At 37.9% G+C, this 15,158-nt stretch carries 18 protein-coding genes and 1 pseudogene; 13 read left to right on the forward strand and 6 right to left on the reverse strand.

Annotated elements, in window-relative coordinates:
* Positions 1–7: 7 nt before the first annotated feature.
* The 4 genes from J7Q84_RS09280 (at position 8) to J7Q84_RS09290 (ending at position 2,023) form a co-directional block, all read left to right on the forward strand.
* Entirely contained in the window at positions 8–457 is a 450-nt protein-coding gene (locus J7Q84_RS09280; protein WP_209094239.1) for a DinB family protein, read from the forward strand.
* 173 nt (positions 458–630) lie between these two features.
* Positions 631–753 carry a hypothetical protein gene (locus J7Q84_RS18575; RefSeq protein WP_280635578.1) on the forward strand — a complete coding sequence of 41 codons (123 nt, stop codon included), beginning with the start codon at positions 631–633 and terminating at the stop codon, positions 751–753.
* Positions 754–869: 116 nt separating this feature from the next.
* Positions 870–1,484 (forward strand): FMN-binding negative transcriptional regulator, encoded by a 615-nt coding sequence (locus tag J7Q84_RS09285; protein WP_209094240.1) that lies wholly within the window; start codon positions 870–872, stop codon positions 1,482–1,484.
* A 200-nt stretch (positions 1,485–1,684) separates the two neighbouring features.
* Positions 1,685–2,023, forward strand: coding sequence for a phosphotransferase family protein (locus tag J7Q84_RS09290; RefSeq protein ID WP_348519841.1), 339 nt, complete (start codon positions 1,685–1,687; stop codon positions 2,021–2,023).
* 214 nt (positions 2,024–2,237) lie between these two features.
* Here J7Q84_RS09290 and J7Q84_RS09295 read toward each other — a convergent pair whose 3' ends face one another.
* Together J7Q84_RS09295 and J7Q84_RS09300 are read right to left on the reverse strand one after the other, a co-directional pair.
* Positions 2,238–3,032 carry an SDR family NAD(P)-dependent oxidoreductase gene (locus J7Q84_RS09295; RefSeq protein WP_209094241.1) on the reverse strand — a complete coding sequence of 265 codons (795 nt, stop codon included), beginning with the start codon at positions 3,030–3,032 and terminating at the stop codon, positions 2,238–2,240.
* 442 nt (positions 3,033–3,474) lie between these two features.
* Complete coding sequence (locus J7Q84_RS09300) at positions 3,475–4,245, reverse strand: class I SAM-dependent methyltransferase (protein WP_209094242.1); 771 nt, start codon at positions 4,243–4,245, stop codon at positions 3,475–3,477.
* A 288-nt stretch (positions 4,246–4,533) separates the two neighbouring features.
* Between J7Q84_RS09300 and J7Q84_RS09305 the strand changes: the two genes are divergently transcribed.
* Complete coding sequence (locus tag J7Q84_RS09305) at positions 4,534–6,009, forward strand: SulP family inorganic anion transporter (protein ID WP_209094243.1); 1,476 nt, start codon at positions 4,534–4,536, stop codon at positions 6,007–6,009.
* Positions 6,010–6,113: 104 nt separating this feature from the next.
* Here the strand turns inward: J7Q84_RS09305 and J7Q84_RS09310 are convergent, their stop codons facing one another.
* Positions 6,114–6,257 (reverse strand): hypothetical protein, encoded by a 144-nt coding sequence (locus J7Q84_RS09310; protein WP_209094244.1) that lies wholly within the window; start codon positions 6,255–6,257, stop codon positions 6,114–6,116.
* Positions 6,258–6,446: 189 nt separating this feature from the next.
* On the opposite strand from J7Q84_RS09310, the gene J7Q84_RS09315 reads away from it, so the two are divergent.
* The 4 genes from J7Q84_RS09315 (at position 6,447) to recQ (ending at position 10,116) form a co-directional block, all read left to right on the forward strand.
* Positions 6,447–6,944 carry a GNAT family N-acetyltransferase gene (locus J7Q84_RS09315; RefSeq protein ID WP_209094245.1) on the forward strand — a complete coding sequence of 166 codons (498 nt, stop codon included), beginning with the start codon at positions 6,447–6,449 and terminating at the stop codon, positions 6,942–6,944.
* A 294-nt stretch (positions 6,945–7,238) separates the two neighbouring features.
* Positions 7,239–7,436, forward strand: coding sequence for a cold-shock protein (locus tag J7Q84_RS09320; protein ID WP_209094246.1), 198 nt, complete (start codon positions 7,239–7,241; stop codon positions 7,434–7,436).
* 214 nt (positions 7,437–7,650) lie between these two features.
* Positions 7,651–7,878, forward strand: a complete 228-nt coding sequence (locus J7Q84_RS09325; RefSeq protein WP_209094247.1) for a hypothetical protein — start codon at positions 7,651–7,653, stop codon at positions 7,876–7,878.
* Between the two features lie 129 nt (positions 7,879–8,007).
* A complete protein-coding gene (gene recQ, locus J7Q84_RS09330) occupies positions 8,008–10,116 on the forward strand; it encodes a DNA helicase RecQ (RefSeq protein WP_209094248.1) in 2,109 nt (702 codons plus the stop codon).
* 34 nt (positions 10,117–10,150) lie between these two features.
* Here the strand turns inward: recQ and J7Q84_RS09335 are convergent, their stop codons facing one another.
* Positions 10,151–10,864, reverse strand: coding sequence for a DUF2642 domain-containing protein (locus tag J7Q84_RS09335; RefSeq protein WP_209094249.1), 714 nt, complete (start codon positions 10,862–10,864; stop codon positions 10,151–10,153).
* A gap of 37 nt (positions 10,865–10,901) precedes the next feature.
* A complete protein-coding gene (locus J7Q84_RS09340) occupies positions 10,902–12,263 on the reverse strand; it encodes an arsenic transporter (protein ID WP_280635579.1) in 1,362 nt (453 codons plus the stop codon).
* Between the two features lie 329 nt (positions 12,264–12,592).
* Here J7Q84_RS09340 and J7Q84_RS09345 point away from each other — a divergent pair, with 329 nt between their 5' ends.
* From J7Q84_RS09345 to J7Q84_RS09355, 3 genes are read left to right on the forward strand one after another with little or no spacing between them, the layout of a single operon-like run.
* A complete protein-coding gene (locus J7Q84_RS09345) occupies positions 12,593–13,057 on the forward strand; it encodes a GNAT family N-acetyltransferase (RefSeq protein WP_209094250.1) in 465 nt (154 codons plus the stop codon).
* Entirely contained in the window at positions 13,057–13,584 is a 528-nt protein-coding gene (locus J7Q84_RS09350; RefSeq protein WP_209094251.1) for a DNA topology modulation protein, read from the forward strand. Before J7Q84_RS09345 ends, J7Q84_RS09350 begins: the two co-directional genes overlap by 1 nt.
* 11 nt (positions 13,585–13,595) lie before the next feature.
* Entirely contained in the window at positions 13,596–13,997 is a 402-nt protein-coding gene (locus tag J7Q84_RS09355) for a cytidine deaminase (RefSeq protein ID WP_209094252.1), read from the forward strand.
* A 34-nt stretch (positions 13,998–14,031) separates the two neighbouring features.
* On the opposite strand, the gene J7Q84_RS09360 is transcribed toward J7Q84_RS09355, so the two are convergent.
* The gene (locus J7Q84_RS09360) at positions 14,032–14,160 is read right to left on the reverse strand and encodes an FbpB family small basic protein (protein WP_209094253.1); all 129 of its coding nucleotides are present in this window, start codon (positions 14,158–14,160) and stop codon (positions 14,032–14,034) included.
* A 634-nt stretch (positions 14,161–14,794) separates the two neighbouring features.
* Between J7Q84_RS09360 and J7Q84_RS09365 the strand changes: the two are divergent.
* Positions 14,795–15,158: pseudogene (locus J7Q84_RS09365) on the forward strand (alanine dehydrogenase); the annotation flags it as partial.

Here is a 15,158-nt window from a genome sequence, read left to right on the forward strand (position 1 = left end):
ATGCTTAGTGAAAGACATCATTGCGAGACTATCATACTTGATGGAAGCAGTTCCTGCGAGATTAGCTCTTTGTTCGGAAGAAGAATTATCTATTCGATCGGCTCCAAACAAGTGGTCCAAAAAAGAAATTTTAGGTCATCTATGTGACTCTGCGGTCAATAATCTCACCCGGTTTATTAAAGCGCAAATCGAAAAGCCCATATCGTTTGTGCATAAGTATGAACAAGAGCAATGGGTTCTATTGCAGAAGCACCAAGAGGCAAGGGTTGAGGAGATGTTACAGCTGTGGCTTTCGTTAAATAAAGCTGTAATTCGGACGATTTTGAATATTCCAGAGGATAAGTACAGCAGCATATGTAAGCTTTATAACGGAGACACGGTTACGTTAAAATGGCTGATCATCGATTATGTTGAGCATATGGAGCATCATCTCAAACAAATGGGGTTGGAAGTATAAAAGCAGAAAAGAAGAGAAGCAGGATACAAAATGGAGTATTTGATCTGTATATTCTTATAGTTTGAATAGCTGGGATCTATTGAAAAAATGAGAAGTTTGTAAGCTTCTTTATGCGGCTTATTCCTCCCGTATTATTATTTGACGATTAAAGAGTGCGGGAGCGTTGCTGCAGATTGGGAAAATTTTTGCATGCTAAGACAGATACAGTAATAATTGAAGCAATTGGTGAAAATAAGGAAGGTGGAAGTCAAAAGGAAGAAGCAATCCCTCCTGCAGCGGATTGTTTCTTTTTTTAGAATAGGAAAAGAATGTGTTTTGTCGAATTATTAGAATGCAATAAATATTGATGCTTAATTTTCAAAAACAATAAAGAATGTTTAAAGGAATAAAAGCTTGTAAAAAGGAGATGCTCATGTACATTCCAAATCATTTTAAGCAAGAAGATATACCTGTACTTTTAGAATTTATTAGAAAAAACAGTTTTGGTATTCTCTTTTCCAATTATGGTGAGGTACCGGAAGCGACTCATTTGCCGTTTCATGTAAAACAAGAGGGAGAAAATATCATGTTAACCGGTCATTTCGCAAAAGCTAATCCACATTGGAAAACTGTAAATGGGAAAGATGTACTGGTTGTCTTTTCAGGTCCCCATGCCTATGTATCGGCCTCCTGGTATGAAGGAAAAAACAATGTGCCGACATGGAACTATACAGCAGTCCATGTATATGGCCAGCTCGAAATTGTGGAAGATAAGGGCGAGTTGCTAAGTATGTTGGCAGAGCTTTCTCAGTTTCATGAAAAAGAAATGGAACATTCTTGGAATATAGAACAGCGAACAGAATATGTCCATCAATTAACGACAGGTATCGTAGGCTTTAAGATTCATATTATGAAATTGGAAGGGAAATGGAAGATTAGTCAAAACAAGCCGGAACAGGAACGGCGGAATATTATACAAGGATTGCGGGCGCAATCCCGTTATGATTCACGTGAAGTTGCTGATTTGATAGAGCGAATCAAGAAGTAATGTGGGAAAGCATATAGACATAGAAGGAAGGAGTTATATGACAAAAGACAGTATGTATGTCCAACGTATTCAAGAAATATATCCTAATTTACATATTCAAACTGTAGAGCATAATATCATTGGTCAAAACAACGATGTATTGATTATCAATAAGGAATATGTCTTTCGGTTTCCTAAATATATAGGAGGCATTGAGAAGCTTGAAAAAGAGATTTATATTTTGGAGAGAATTAATAAATTTATATCGAGTCCTGTTCCTGAACCCAGCTACCATTTTATGGGATGCTATGGGGAATACAATTACAGGAGTCATAGATTTTGGCGGAGCAGGGCTGGGTGATCCTGCATATGATTTTGCGGGTCTTTTATCGTACGACGAGGAGTTTTTCACGATGATAGCAGAGGAGTATTCAGGGATAGATCATATGGTAACGCGTATGCATTTTTATAAAAGCACTTTCGCTTTACAGGAAGCGCTGTTTGGAATAGAGAATGATGATTTACAAGCATTTGAGAATGGTATAAAGGGGTATAGATGAACTGTTGTCCTTGAAGAGGTCGAGGACTGGTTTCTTATTCAGTTTGAACGGGGGAGACAATAGTAGAAGGTTTGCAACTTTTTTAAAATCACTTGAATAACAAAGGGTATTACATATCTCGTATTGTATATGAAATATGTAACACCCGTTTTTAAAATCTTATTGTCATATGAAAGGCCATTAGGAATAAAAAGGATTGTTTCGTTTCTTTTTGCTATTCTTGTAACTTTAATTTTTTGGCAAGCAGGTCTGTTGCTTTTATAGGGTTAATACGGTAGAAAAAATCCATAAGCTTAGAATCTTTCCCTGCTATTACTCGGCATTTATTATTTTCCATTCCTTTAATAATGAGCTTTGCTGCTCTTTCTGCGCTCAGTAGCATACGCTTTTGGTTTTCGCTGATTTCTATTCCTATTTCTGCACCAGAGTTTTGTACAATGTTTGTGTTTACTCCACCTAGTAAAACAACGGTTACCCCAACTTTTGTATCTTTAAACTCAGAATGAAGTCCTTCTGTTAATAACTTTACAGCAGCTTTTGAAGCGCCGTAAACCGATTGACCTGGAACTGGAATGAACCCTCCCATGCTGGAGATATTAGTGATGTGTGCTTCTGGTCTTTTTAAAAGGTGTGGTAAGAACGCTTTACACATATAAAGCGTACCATAGAAGTTAACATCCATAACCAACTTAATTCTTTCAAAATCAAGCTCGTTTACGTTGACAAACGGTTGAATAATTCCGGCGTTGTTAATAATTCCATCCACGCTTCCATGTATTGAGATGATCTCTTCTGGAAGTCTTTCCACTTCTTCTCTTCGGGTTAAATTAGCTATGTGAGTCGATATCTTGTTACCATATACATTTGATAACGTTTGGATTTCTTCCAAGCCTGATTTGTTGAGGATTGCAGCAACTCTTGCTCCTTTTTCTAAAAGTTGACAAGTAATTTCTCGTCCAATTCCGCCTCCAGCTCCTGTTACCACAATCACTTTATTTAATACTCTCATAGATTCACCTCAATATTGTGAATTTTAACCAAAAATAGTATAACATAATGACATTAAATTATTTGTTTGAATTTGTTACGGGGGATTATATTTAAAAAGGAAGACAAAAAACAACAGAGGCATTTGTTGGGTAGTACGCAAATTATGTGCATCAGTAAAACATTTGAGTTGATAGTTTGTTATCGGCTCTTTTTTTGTGGATTTTAGTAGGGAAATTAACAATAAAAATAGCATACGATTTGGATGATGGACAATTACTATGGTCCTATTACTAATTGTGTGGTTTAAGTTAGTGATAGTTGGTTCGAAAATTAATTGAAAACATTGATTTAACAACAAGAAGGATGTGGGATCATATAAGATTTCACACCCTAAAAGGTAAGTTATGTCCAGTTTTCTCTCCCTTGTCGGAACCCGTTAGCATCCTGCCATAGTTTTTTATCTACCGCTTTTTTACTTTTACTAAGACAGATTGCGCTTGAAAGCTTTCTAGTCTTCCATCTTTTTCTTTCACGCAAAAGTGGTTATGAATATAGTCAGGAGCTTGTAGAATAAAGTTCTCCAGCTCCTGTTTATCGGAGAGTGGCATTCCCATTCGGTCAAACCATGAATTGAATGAAAATGTTTTGGTAAAGCTTATCATTTGCTCGATTGTAAATCCAGATATTTCTAATAAATTCAGCCACTCTGTTTTTTTCAATGCCCGATGATGACTCAAGTCTCGTCTTTTTTCCACTGTATTATAGAACGCATCTAGCTCACCACATTCAGGTGCCACATTATCAATGAGCAAAAATACACCGCCCTTTTTTAGTACACGATAGGTTTCTTTTACAAATGAAGCGATGTTTGGGAAATGATGCGGTGCAATACGGCATGTAACGATATCAAAGCTATTGTCTGCAAAAGGAAGAGCTTCTGCGTCTCCTTGTACAAATTCAACATTTGAATGGCCGTTGTTTTTTATAAATGCTTCTGCTTGCTGCAGCATTCTGTCCGTAAGATCTAACGCCACCACCTTTTTAACGATAGAGGCAAATCGATTAGCAACATGTCCTCCGCCTGTTGCGATGTCGAGCATGGTCATAGAGTTATTTGCGCCTGCAATCGCAGACATAGCGCTTAAATCTTCACCCTGGGCATGATTTTCACTTGTTACATACAAATGGGCATGTTTGCCGAATTGGTCCTGCACTTGTTTTTTTAAATCCATTCTGTTTCCCCCTTGTTTTAAAAGTAACTAAAAAATGGAAAATAATCTAATCAGTCTTTCTTTTTATGAATTATTTATGTGAATGTACGGTTTCTAACATTGTAAAAAGAAAAAAACGGCTGAACTCTTTGAGGTATAGCCGTTTTTTGTTGTTACTAGATTTATGTAACAAATTAATCCTTGTCAAAAAATTTCCTTTTCCGTATAATACGACATGTTGTGTCGGCCCCGATTTCCATACGGTGGAAATCAATGGAAATTGATAATTTAATAGAAAGAGGTGCTAAAATGCAGAAATTGCAGCAAGAATGGTTTTCTAATATTCGCGCAGATGTTTTATCAGGAATTGTAGTTGCATTGGCATTGATTCCGGAAGCAATTGGATTTTCCATTATTGCTAATGTAAATCCAATGGTCGGACTATATGCTTCGTTTTGCATAGCCATTGTTATCGCTTTTGTCGGTGGACGACCGGGCATGATTTCCGCTGCTACAGGTGCTATGGCACTAGTATTGGTTGGTTTAGTGAAGGAGCATGGCATGCAGTATATGCTGGCGGCTACAATTTTGACAGGAATAATTCAAATTACACTTGGGATGCTGAAAGTGGGGCAGTTGGTAAAATTTATTCCTCGTTCAGTAATGGTCGGATTTGTGAATTCATTAGCGATTCTTATTTTTATGGCACAATTGCCTGCTTTTTCAGGTGAATCTTGGCCTATGTATGCAATGGTAGCTGGAGGGCTGGTAATTATTTATTTGTTTCCAAGAATTACAAAAATAGTGCCGTCTCCGTTAGTTGCAATTATTATAATCTCGATTATCGCTATTTATACAGGAAGCGATGTAAAGACGATTGGAGATATGGGAACAATCACAAATGCGCTTCCAAGCTTTTTTGTTCCTCATGTTCCGTTGAACCTGGAGACATTGCGTATCATTTTCCCATATGCTTTATCATTGGCATTGGTCGGGTTAATTGAGTCGTTATTAACAGCGCAAATTGTAGATGATATGACTGATACACAAAGCGATAAAAATAAGGAGTCCAGGGGACAAGGAATTGCAAATATTATAACTGGATTTTTTGGAGGTATGGCTGGCTGTGCTATGATTGGTCAGTCTGTTATCAATACCAAGTCAGGAGGACGCGGGCGTCTTTCCACATTTACAGCTGGGGTTTTTCTCATGTTTTTAATTTTTGTTTTAAATCAAGTGGTAGTAAAAATTCCGCTGGCGGCGTTAGTTTCGGTTATGGTGATGGTATCTATCAGTACGTTTGATTGGGGCTCTTTAAAACGTCTGCATAAGCTTCCAAAGGCAGATGCGCTTGTAATGATAGCAACAGTTGTGGTAGTTGTAGTGACTCACAACTTGGCAATCGGTGTTATTTTAGGGGTTTTATTAAGTGCAATCTTCTTTGCATCCAAGATTTCAAAAATAAAGGTAGTTGCTACTCATGATGAAGTGTTACAAAAGATGACGTATGTGGTAGAAGGACAGTTATTCTTCGCATCTGTTACAGATTTTGTTTCTTCCTTTGAGTTCAAGCAACAAGTTGTAAAGACTGCGGATATAGATTTATCGCAAGCTCATATATGGGATGAATCGGGTGCGAACGCCATCGATAAAGTGGTCATTAAATTTCACCAGAACAACATCCAGACTAATGTGGTTGGCTTAAATCAGGCAAGTGCAACATTAGTAGAGCGTGTAGCGATATTTAATAAACCAGGTGGGTTAGATCAATCGGCAGGTCATTAACGAACAAGGCTGTTCTTCAGAAAAGGACAGCCTTGTTTTGATAAGAAAAATTAGTTCCTTTCTTTATAAAAGCAGGCACGAGAATGCCTCAGTGCCTGTTTTTATTACATAAAAAAGTGATATAAAATAACTGCGATTCCGATAATGGTAATAGAATAGTTAAATACAGCATTGGATTCTTCGTTTAACTTTTGTCCAGAAAGTGTTTCTAGTGCTTGCATACGCAGTTTCGCTTGATGAAGGTGCATGGGTTTCCATCTCCTTTTTACGAACTTTGTATTTTGTAAGCATTTTCCTTATTGTAGCAGTTTTTCTGTATGTTTCCAATGAGATGAGTAGAAGATTTTTGATTGTATAAAATGCAGTGAAAATGAAAACAACATCATATTCATGGATACACTAGTATTATTTAACATGGAATTGAAGATGAAAAGCCTATGTTTACATACAAAATTGACGACGAAGTGAGTTTGAAATTATTAGAAAAAGGAGATGCATGGAGATTATTTGAGATTGTTGATTCAGCGAGAGCCTATTTTAAAAAATGGATTGAATGGGTCGATACTATTGGGGATGAAACAGATTTTTATCCGAAGATAGAGAAATATGCGCAGCGGTATGTTATGGGAGAAAGGCTTAAAACGGGGCTATTATATCAAAATCAGCTCATTGGAATTATTGGCTTCAATACAATGGATAAGAAGAACAAGCGCATTAGCTTAGGATACTGGATTCATGAGGATTATCAAGGAAAAGGTATTGTTGCGAGTTCTGTTCCTTTTTTTATTCAGTATGCATTTGAAAGCCTGAAGTTAAACAAGGTAGAGATTGAGTGTGTAGCCAGCAATGGAAAAAGCAGGGCCATTCCTGAAAATCTAGGCTTTACTGAAGAAGGGACTATCAGGTCTGCCTTGTATTTATATAGCGAATATTAAGATATGGTTGTATATGGGATGTTGAAAGAGGAATGGATTGAGCGGAAACGATAAAAAGAATGAACATAATGCACGGAATGCAAATAAGCTTTGAGAGTGGCTCAATATTTCCCAAAAATCTTGTTCACTTTTCTATTCCATTTTCTAAATATGCATGTTATAATGAACTTAATTATTTTTGTTCGGTATATGACAGGCATAATAACTGTCTGATACAGAGGTTTTTGTCTTGGATGATTATGTAGAGCAAGAATAGTAATACAATTGTGGCGATTGTCACACAGGAGGAACATTATGTTACAAGGTAAAGTTAAATGGTTTAATGCAGAAAAAGGTTTCGGTTTCATCGAAGCAGAAGGTAAAGGCGATGTATTCGTTCACTTCTCCGCTATTCAAGGCGACGGCTTCAAAACTTTAGAAGAAGGTCAAGAAGTTACTTTCGAAATCGTTGAAGGTGCTCGCGGACCTCAAGCTGCTAACGTTCAAAAGTAAGCAGTTAAAAAAGACTCCCATTTGGGAGTCTTTTTTAGTATGGACAATAATTTCGTATACTCAACTCGGTGCATTGGAAGGGCGGTTTACCGTTTCTTTATTAAGCAATTAATGAGTTTAAACTTAGAAAATAGGCTAGGTCCTTTCTCCCACTTTTTTATTTTAAACATACGATATGAAGGGAAGCATACTTTTTGCTAAGGAGGAATTTATTATGCACCGTTTTTGGGGATGCGGATGTTGTCGTCCGCCAATCTATCCAATGCCATGTCCAATGCCAATGCCGATGCCGATGCCATATCAACCGACAATGGTATCACCAGCAACAGATAATATGATGCCGTCAACACTGCCTGCAAACATAGGTCCAAACAATATGCCAATGATGCCATCAACAATGCCTGCACATATGGGTCCAAATAATATGCCAATGCCATATTAATGCTTTAAATAATAAGAATATGGAAAGAGAGCGGTCCTATAAAAAGGACCGCTCTCTTGTTGCGTTTGCAAGCCATTGTTGATCTTTTATCATGTATAATATAACTATTAGGAAAGGAGGAGGACATACGTGTTTACACAAGCAATCCACCATTTGCAGCAATACTTTGGTTATCCATCATTTCGTAAGGGGCAGGAAGAAATTATTAAGCGTGTTCTGGACGGTAGAAATACGGCGGGTATTATGCCTACTGGAGGCGGTAAATCTATTTGTTATCAAATCCCTGCTCTTATACTTCCCGGAATTACCCTCGTTATTTCTCCGCTTATTTCTCTTATGAAGGATCAAGTGGATGCGCTGCGACAAGTGGGAATTTCTGCGACATTTTTAAACAGTACATTATCGACTTCAGAGATACAAGAGCGTTTGCTTAGATTACAGCACGGAGAATACAAGCTGTTATACATAGCACCGGAACGTATGGATTCTCCTCAATTTATGGATGTTTTGGAGCAACTGCCGGTTTCATTAGTGGCAGTAGATGAAGCACACTGTATCTCACAATGGGGTCATGATTTTCGTCCGAGCTATTTAAAAATACAAAGTCTTATGGAATATATTCCGAATAAACCTCCGATCCTCGCATTGACTGCTACTGCGACTCCGGAAGTAAGGGAAGATATTTGTACATTGCTCAATATTCCCACGGAAAGTACGATTGTAACTGGATTTGAGCGGACAAATTTATCCTTTAACATTGTAAAAGGACAAAACCGTCTTGATTTTCTAACTAAGTATATTTTGCAAAATAAACAGGAAGCAGGCATTATTTATGCGGCGACTCGAAAAGAAGTGGATCATTTATATACTCACTTCCAAAAGCAAGGAATTGAAACTGGTCGATATCACGCGGGGATGAGTGACAGTGAGCGTGCTAAGCAGCAGGATTTATTTTTACAAGATGATGTGACAGTCATGGTGGCGACAAATGCTTTTGGAATGGGTATTGATAAAAGTAATGTACGATACGTTTTTCATTACCAGCTTCCTAAAAATATGGAAAGTTACTATCAAGAAGCGGGGAGAGCCGGGCGTGACGGTTTACCTAGTGAATGTGTTTTATTTTATACTGCGCAAGATGTTCAAATTCAGCGTTTTTTAATCGAACAGTCACATCATGATGGTCGAAAGCGTCGAGAGTTGCAGAAGTTGCATCAAATGAAAGATTATTGTCATACAGAAGGGTGCTTACAATCTTTTATTTTGCAGTATTTTGGAGAAGAAAATCCTGTCCCCTGTGGCCGTTGCAGCAATTGTACCGATAAACGCATTTCAGTGGACGTAACAAGAGAGGCGCAGATGGTGCTTTCGTGCATGATTCGTATGGGAGAAAGATTCGGCAAAACGATGATTAGTCAAGTACTTACAGAATCTTCTAATAAAAAAGTAATCGAGCTTGGATTTAATCAGCTGTCGACATATGGAATTATGAAACAAAGGTCAGCTAAGGATGTCATGGATTTTATCGATTTTCTGATATCGGAACAATACATTGGCGTTACAGGCGGTCAGTATCCGGTACTTGTTGTGACAAGTAAAGGACGAGAAGTATTAGTTGGCAACGAACAAGTCTTGCGTAAAGAGCAAGTAGAAATGGTTCAAGTTGCAGCAAACGACGAGCTGTTTGAAGCGCTGCGGCAGCTTAGAAAACAAATCGCCTCAGAGGAAAGTGTACCTCCGTTTGTTATTTTTTCTGACCATACGCTGCGCGATATGTGTGTAAAGCTCCCAAAAACAGAAGACGAGCTGCTTGGAGTAAAAGGAGTAGGCACACAAAAACAACGGCGCTACGGTCACCGATTTATTCGTGTCATTCAAGAGCAATCTAACGAAGAAGCACCTGCAGGGGAACGAAAGGTACTGAAAACAGAACGAAAGGAGCCATCTCACCTTGCGACATACAAGTTGTATAAGCAAGGGTATGCGATACCGGAGATTGCCAAAGAACGCGGTCTGTCTGTTATCACAATCGAAAATCATATATTTCAATGTGCGACTGAGGGATTAGAGCTAGAGTGGAATGCAATTCTTACACCTCGGTATGAAGAGATGATAAACGAAGTAATTTCTAGAATCGGAGCAGAACGGCTGAAGCCGATTAAGGAAGAATTACCGGAGGAAATCAGTTATTTTATGATTAAAGCTTGTATCGTCAAAAATAGTGAAGGATACAGATAAATAAAACAGCAGGGAAGATGCCCCTGCTGTTTTTCTAGTTGGATAGTTGATAAGAAGGACAATGAACTGTTTTGACATGCTGTAAATTTAAATAAACTGTTTCATCCCGTGCAATTACTAATTCGATTTGTTTATCGTGTATTTGTACAAGTTTTCCTACACGCTTGTAGTCCTGTCCCAAATCAAAAATTACAATGTGCCCTATAAATTTTTTGAGCTGCTCTTCAAATGTTCGGGCTGCTTTTACTTGAGTCGGCTGTAAAGGAAGGGATTCTTTTCCTAGAGAATAAGGAGTTTGTTCTGTATCGTAAGGTACCAAATATTTTAAATGCTGTAATGGAATATACAGTGTCTGATAGACGGGAGAGTAGAAGGTGAAATAGTCATTCATAACATGGGTGATATAGCCATGTAGAGTTTGTGTGCTTGTAGTAAAAAGCTCTACAAATAGTCCTTTTGCCGTCATCAAGACCTTTCGAAGGGAAAGTGAGTCTGTAAGCTCTACGAGCGGGAGATCATTGGGTACTTTAAAAACAGTATCAGTGAGCTGGTTCATTAGTAAGTGTTCTGCTTCGTGGACAGTAGTGGAAATGGTTTGAATATGGAGAATGGGCAAGTAGAAAAAGTCTTTTCCATCAAAAATCACTATGATATCAGAACCTTTGTCAATGAGAACTCCTGAAAAAATCTTATTCCCCGATACAGTTAATTGTATAGGTTTATTTAAATAATTATTAAAATCAATCAAGCTAACCTTCTCCTTTATTAGTGTATCTTTTTCTAGGTTATAGCAGTCCAGAGACTACATATTTTATCCAAGCATATAAACAAAGCAAGGTAAATAGGACCGTAGGGGGGATAACGATAAATGTCACCTTCATATACTTGTTCCAGCCTATCTTTACCTTCCCTTTACGGACGATGTGCATCCACATTAAACTTGCAAGCGTTCCTATCGGTAGTAACAAGGATCCCATATCACTTCCAATGATATTGGCTAAATAGATGGTTTTTAATGTAATAGGGTCAAGTCCCATTCCTGTAAGTGTGAGTGTTCCAACCATAAGAGCCGGGTGGTTATCAAAAATGTTAGATAGAATGGTTAATACGCCACCCATTATAAGGCTTGCATTAAATAAGTTATTGGCAACGAGCGGTTTTAAGGTTGAGATAAGATAGGATGTTAAACCGATATTGTGAAGACCATAAACAATAACGTACATTGAAAATGCGAAAACTAGTACGTACCACGGCGTTTTTTTGAGAATGTCAAAAGGGGTAAGTTTTAAAGCATACCAGCGCCAAGCAAGTAAAATAAAAGAGCCGATTACAGCAACTAAGCTGACAGAAACACCGAAATAGGAAGCAATGAACAAACCGATGCGTACGGATAACACAAATAATAAAATTTTCACCATGAATTTTGTTCGCTGTTGCTGTGATTCAGCAGGTGGTGCTGCTTGCAGCGGATGAAAAGACTTTCTAGCAAAGTTTTCGTTTACATATTGAGTAGTCAATTTTTTCGGTATTTCTTTATACATGACTATAAACAGCATAAACGACATAAACAAAAGACCGAGCGTAGCAGGAACAAACATCATAGCTGTGTGCATATATAAATCCATATGCACAATTTTCAGAGCAATCAAATTCACTATGTTACTTACGCCGATCGGTGCACTAGAGGCAGTGGCAATTAATGCGCCGCTTAATAGATAAGGGATTTTTTGATGATTTTTTAAGCGTAGATGGTGCAGAAGCATTAGTAGAATAGGAGTCGTTATAAGAATACTTCCATCGTTGTTAAAAAACAGAGTCATAAGAAAGCAAAGAAGATTCGTATACCAAAATAAACGGATACCTGATCCTCTTGCTTTGCTTGCAAGCTGAGCAGCGCACCAATGGAAAAATCCAAAGCTTTCCAATACGATTGCCATGATAATAGTTGCAATAATAGTAATGGCTGCGCCTGTAACCTTAGAGCTGATATCCATTAAATCCGTCCAAGATACGGTTCCGCTTATGATAACTACTAATGCTCCGATAGTGGCTGGAATTGCTTCATTTAATCCTCGGGGTCGCCAGAATATGACTAGCATAGTTGCACAAAAGGCTAATATTGTAATAATGGAGTTAACTTCAAACAAATGAGCGCCTTCTTTCTATCAATCGTGACTAATTGAGATAGTCTTGTAGGTATATATCTCCTATGAGAGAATGTCCCTATTGGTTATCCGTACTAGTATAGTATGTTTTTCGGCACAAGCTTGTACTAGTATAAAAGCCTTTTTTAGTATACTTCGGTATTTTTAAAAGAGAGGGATTATATGAACAGGAGTAATGTGGTTTAAGAGAGAACAAAAGAATTAGGCTGCGGAAGTATTGATAGGCGTAGTCGTCTGCGTTTTTTATAGACTGATACGAAAAAAACTAACAGAGATATAAAAGAGGGGAACAAAATAGGAGGCAGATTGGATTGGGAAAAGAAATAGTGATTCATAAAATAACACATTTGATATATGCTGATATGCAGCCATTTTTGGAAGACAGCGTAATGGAAGGACATAAATTTATCGAAAGATTGGTAGAAGAGTATAAGGGAGAAATAAATACGTTCAGTAAACAGGGAGAAGTGTTGTTTGGGGCTTATATAGATGGTGAATTGGCAGGGATTTGTGGACTGAGCGAGGATCCGTATTTACAAGATACTACGATTGGTCGAGTGCGACATCTCTATGTATTGAGGAAGTTTCGTAAGCATGGGGTGGGACGGCTGTTGATGGAGAATATCATTCATGCTGCAAAGCAGCATTTTTGCATGCTTACCCTATGGACAAGTAATTCTGATGCGGATAAATTGTACCGAGCTCTAGGTTTTTTAACAGAAGACTTGATTGGAAAAGTAAGCCATTATTTAATATTACGAGAAGGGGAATGCTGATGAAGAAAATTCTACTGATTGGTTCCGGCGGCGCAGGTAAATCCACGCTTGCTCGTAGACTAGGAGGAATTTTGGGGATTCAGGTTCATCATTTAGATGCGCTATATTGGAAACAGGGATGGGTGGAAACGCCAAGAGAGGAGTTTATTAAACAAATCCAACCTATTATGGAACAAGAGAGCTGGATTGTGGATGGTAATTATTTTGCAACAATGGAGATGAGGATGGCAGCGGCTGACACGATTATCTTTCTTGCTTTGCCGCGTCTGCATTGTACATATAGAGTGATCAAAAGAAGAATTCAGCATCATAAAAAAATTCGTCCTGATATGGGGGCGGGCTGTAAGGAGAAGCTAGATTGGGACTTTATAAAATGGGTATGGAATTATCCTCGAGATCAGAGACCGCACATTTTAGAGAGGCTAAAGGAATTAGAGGGCAAAAAGAATATCATAATTTTACATTCAGCACCCGAAGTAAAGCAGTTTTTGAGCAGATTGCAAAAAGCTGAGGTTCATTTGGATTAAAGGAGGAGCATATGAAACAAGAAGAAGAACTATATAATTGTGCTGTAGAATTTATAAAAAAACGATACCCGAAAGGATGGGGCGGCGCGGCAGCGATGCTTACTGATCAAGGTGAAATCCTAATCAGTGTTGCACCTGAAGTTATTAATGCCTCTACAGAGCTATGCATGGAAACGGGAGCAATTTGTGAAGCGCATAAAATAAACCAACAGGTGACTCACAGCATTTGTGTTGTACGAGATGATGAATATGCAGATTTTAAAGTGCTGACTCCTTGTGGTGTTTGCCAGGAGCGTCTATTTTACTGGGGATCTGAAGTTAAAGCAGGAGTATATTCACCAGAGGGAAAAATTATATATAAAAGTTTAGCAGAAATCCAACCATATCATTGGTATGAAGCATATCGAAACTAAATAACGGTACATAAAAAAGCTGGTCTTCATCAGACTAGCTTTTTTGTGAATAACGCTGTTCAATCAGCTTTTCAATTTTTTCCATTTCTTTTTTATCATTTAGCAACTGCTGCTTGTTTTCTTGTACGAGATTTTTAAAAGAGGCGTTATAAGTTTTACGCATGATGTCCACTCCTGTTGTATAATGTATTTTTTTGTCGAAATCTTATCTACAATTATATAATACAGTATTTTTTTTATTTTTTGAATATTTATTTTTTTGATTTTTTGTGAAAAATGAAATTTTGTCTATATAGTGGTCGAATCTGCCGATAAAGAGGTGAGTGTCACCGATATATTAGAAGTTGTGCCGATAAAGAGGTGAGTGTCACCGATATATTAGAAGTTGTGCTGATAAAAAGGCGAGTGTCGCCGATATACTAGAAGTTGTGCCGATAAAAAGGTGAGTGTCACCGATATATTAGAAGTTGTGCTGATAAAGAGGTGAGTGTCGCCGATATACTAGAAGTTGTGCCGATAAAGAGGTGAGTGTCACCGATATATTAGAAGTTGTGCTGATAAAAAGGCGAGTGTCGCCGATATACTAGAAGTTGTGCCGATAAAACGGTTGATTCCACCAAGCGTATTACATTTGTTATTCGATTAACAGAAGTTTGTACTAAATAAGAAAATTTGTAATATATAAACTTAATGGATTTTCAATATTGCTGCTTTTGATATGGAGAAAAGAATGCTAGTATGTGAGAGTACTAGTTAATTATATACAACGACATGTTATGTAAAAGGGGATGGATTGGATGCGTATCGGTGTACCTAAAGAAATTAAAAACAACGAAAACCGCGTAGCAATGACACCGGCGGGTGTGGTTCATTTGGTTCGTTTCGGTCATGAAGTATATATCGAAACACAGGCAGGGATCGGTTCAGGTTTTACAAATGAAGAGTATATACAAGCAGGAGCAACTATCGTAGATGCAGCTGCAGAAGCATGGTCTATGGATATGGTGATGAAAGTAAAAGAACCGCTTCCAAGCGAATATGGCTATTTCCGCGAAGGGTTAATTCTATTCACATATTTACACCTAGCTCCAGAGCCAGAGTTAACGAAAGCATTGATTGATAATAAAGTAATCGGTATTGCGTACGAAACAGTACAGCTGC

This window comes from Bacillus sp. 165 (genome assembly GCF_017742235.1).
In the GTDB taxonomy this organism is placed as follows: domain Bacteria; phylum Bacillota; class Bacilli; order Bacillales; family Bacillaceae_G; genus JAGHKQ01.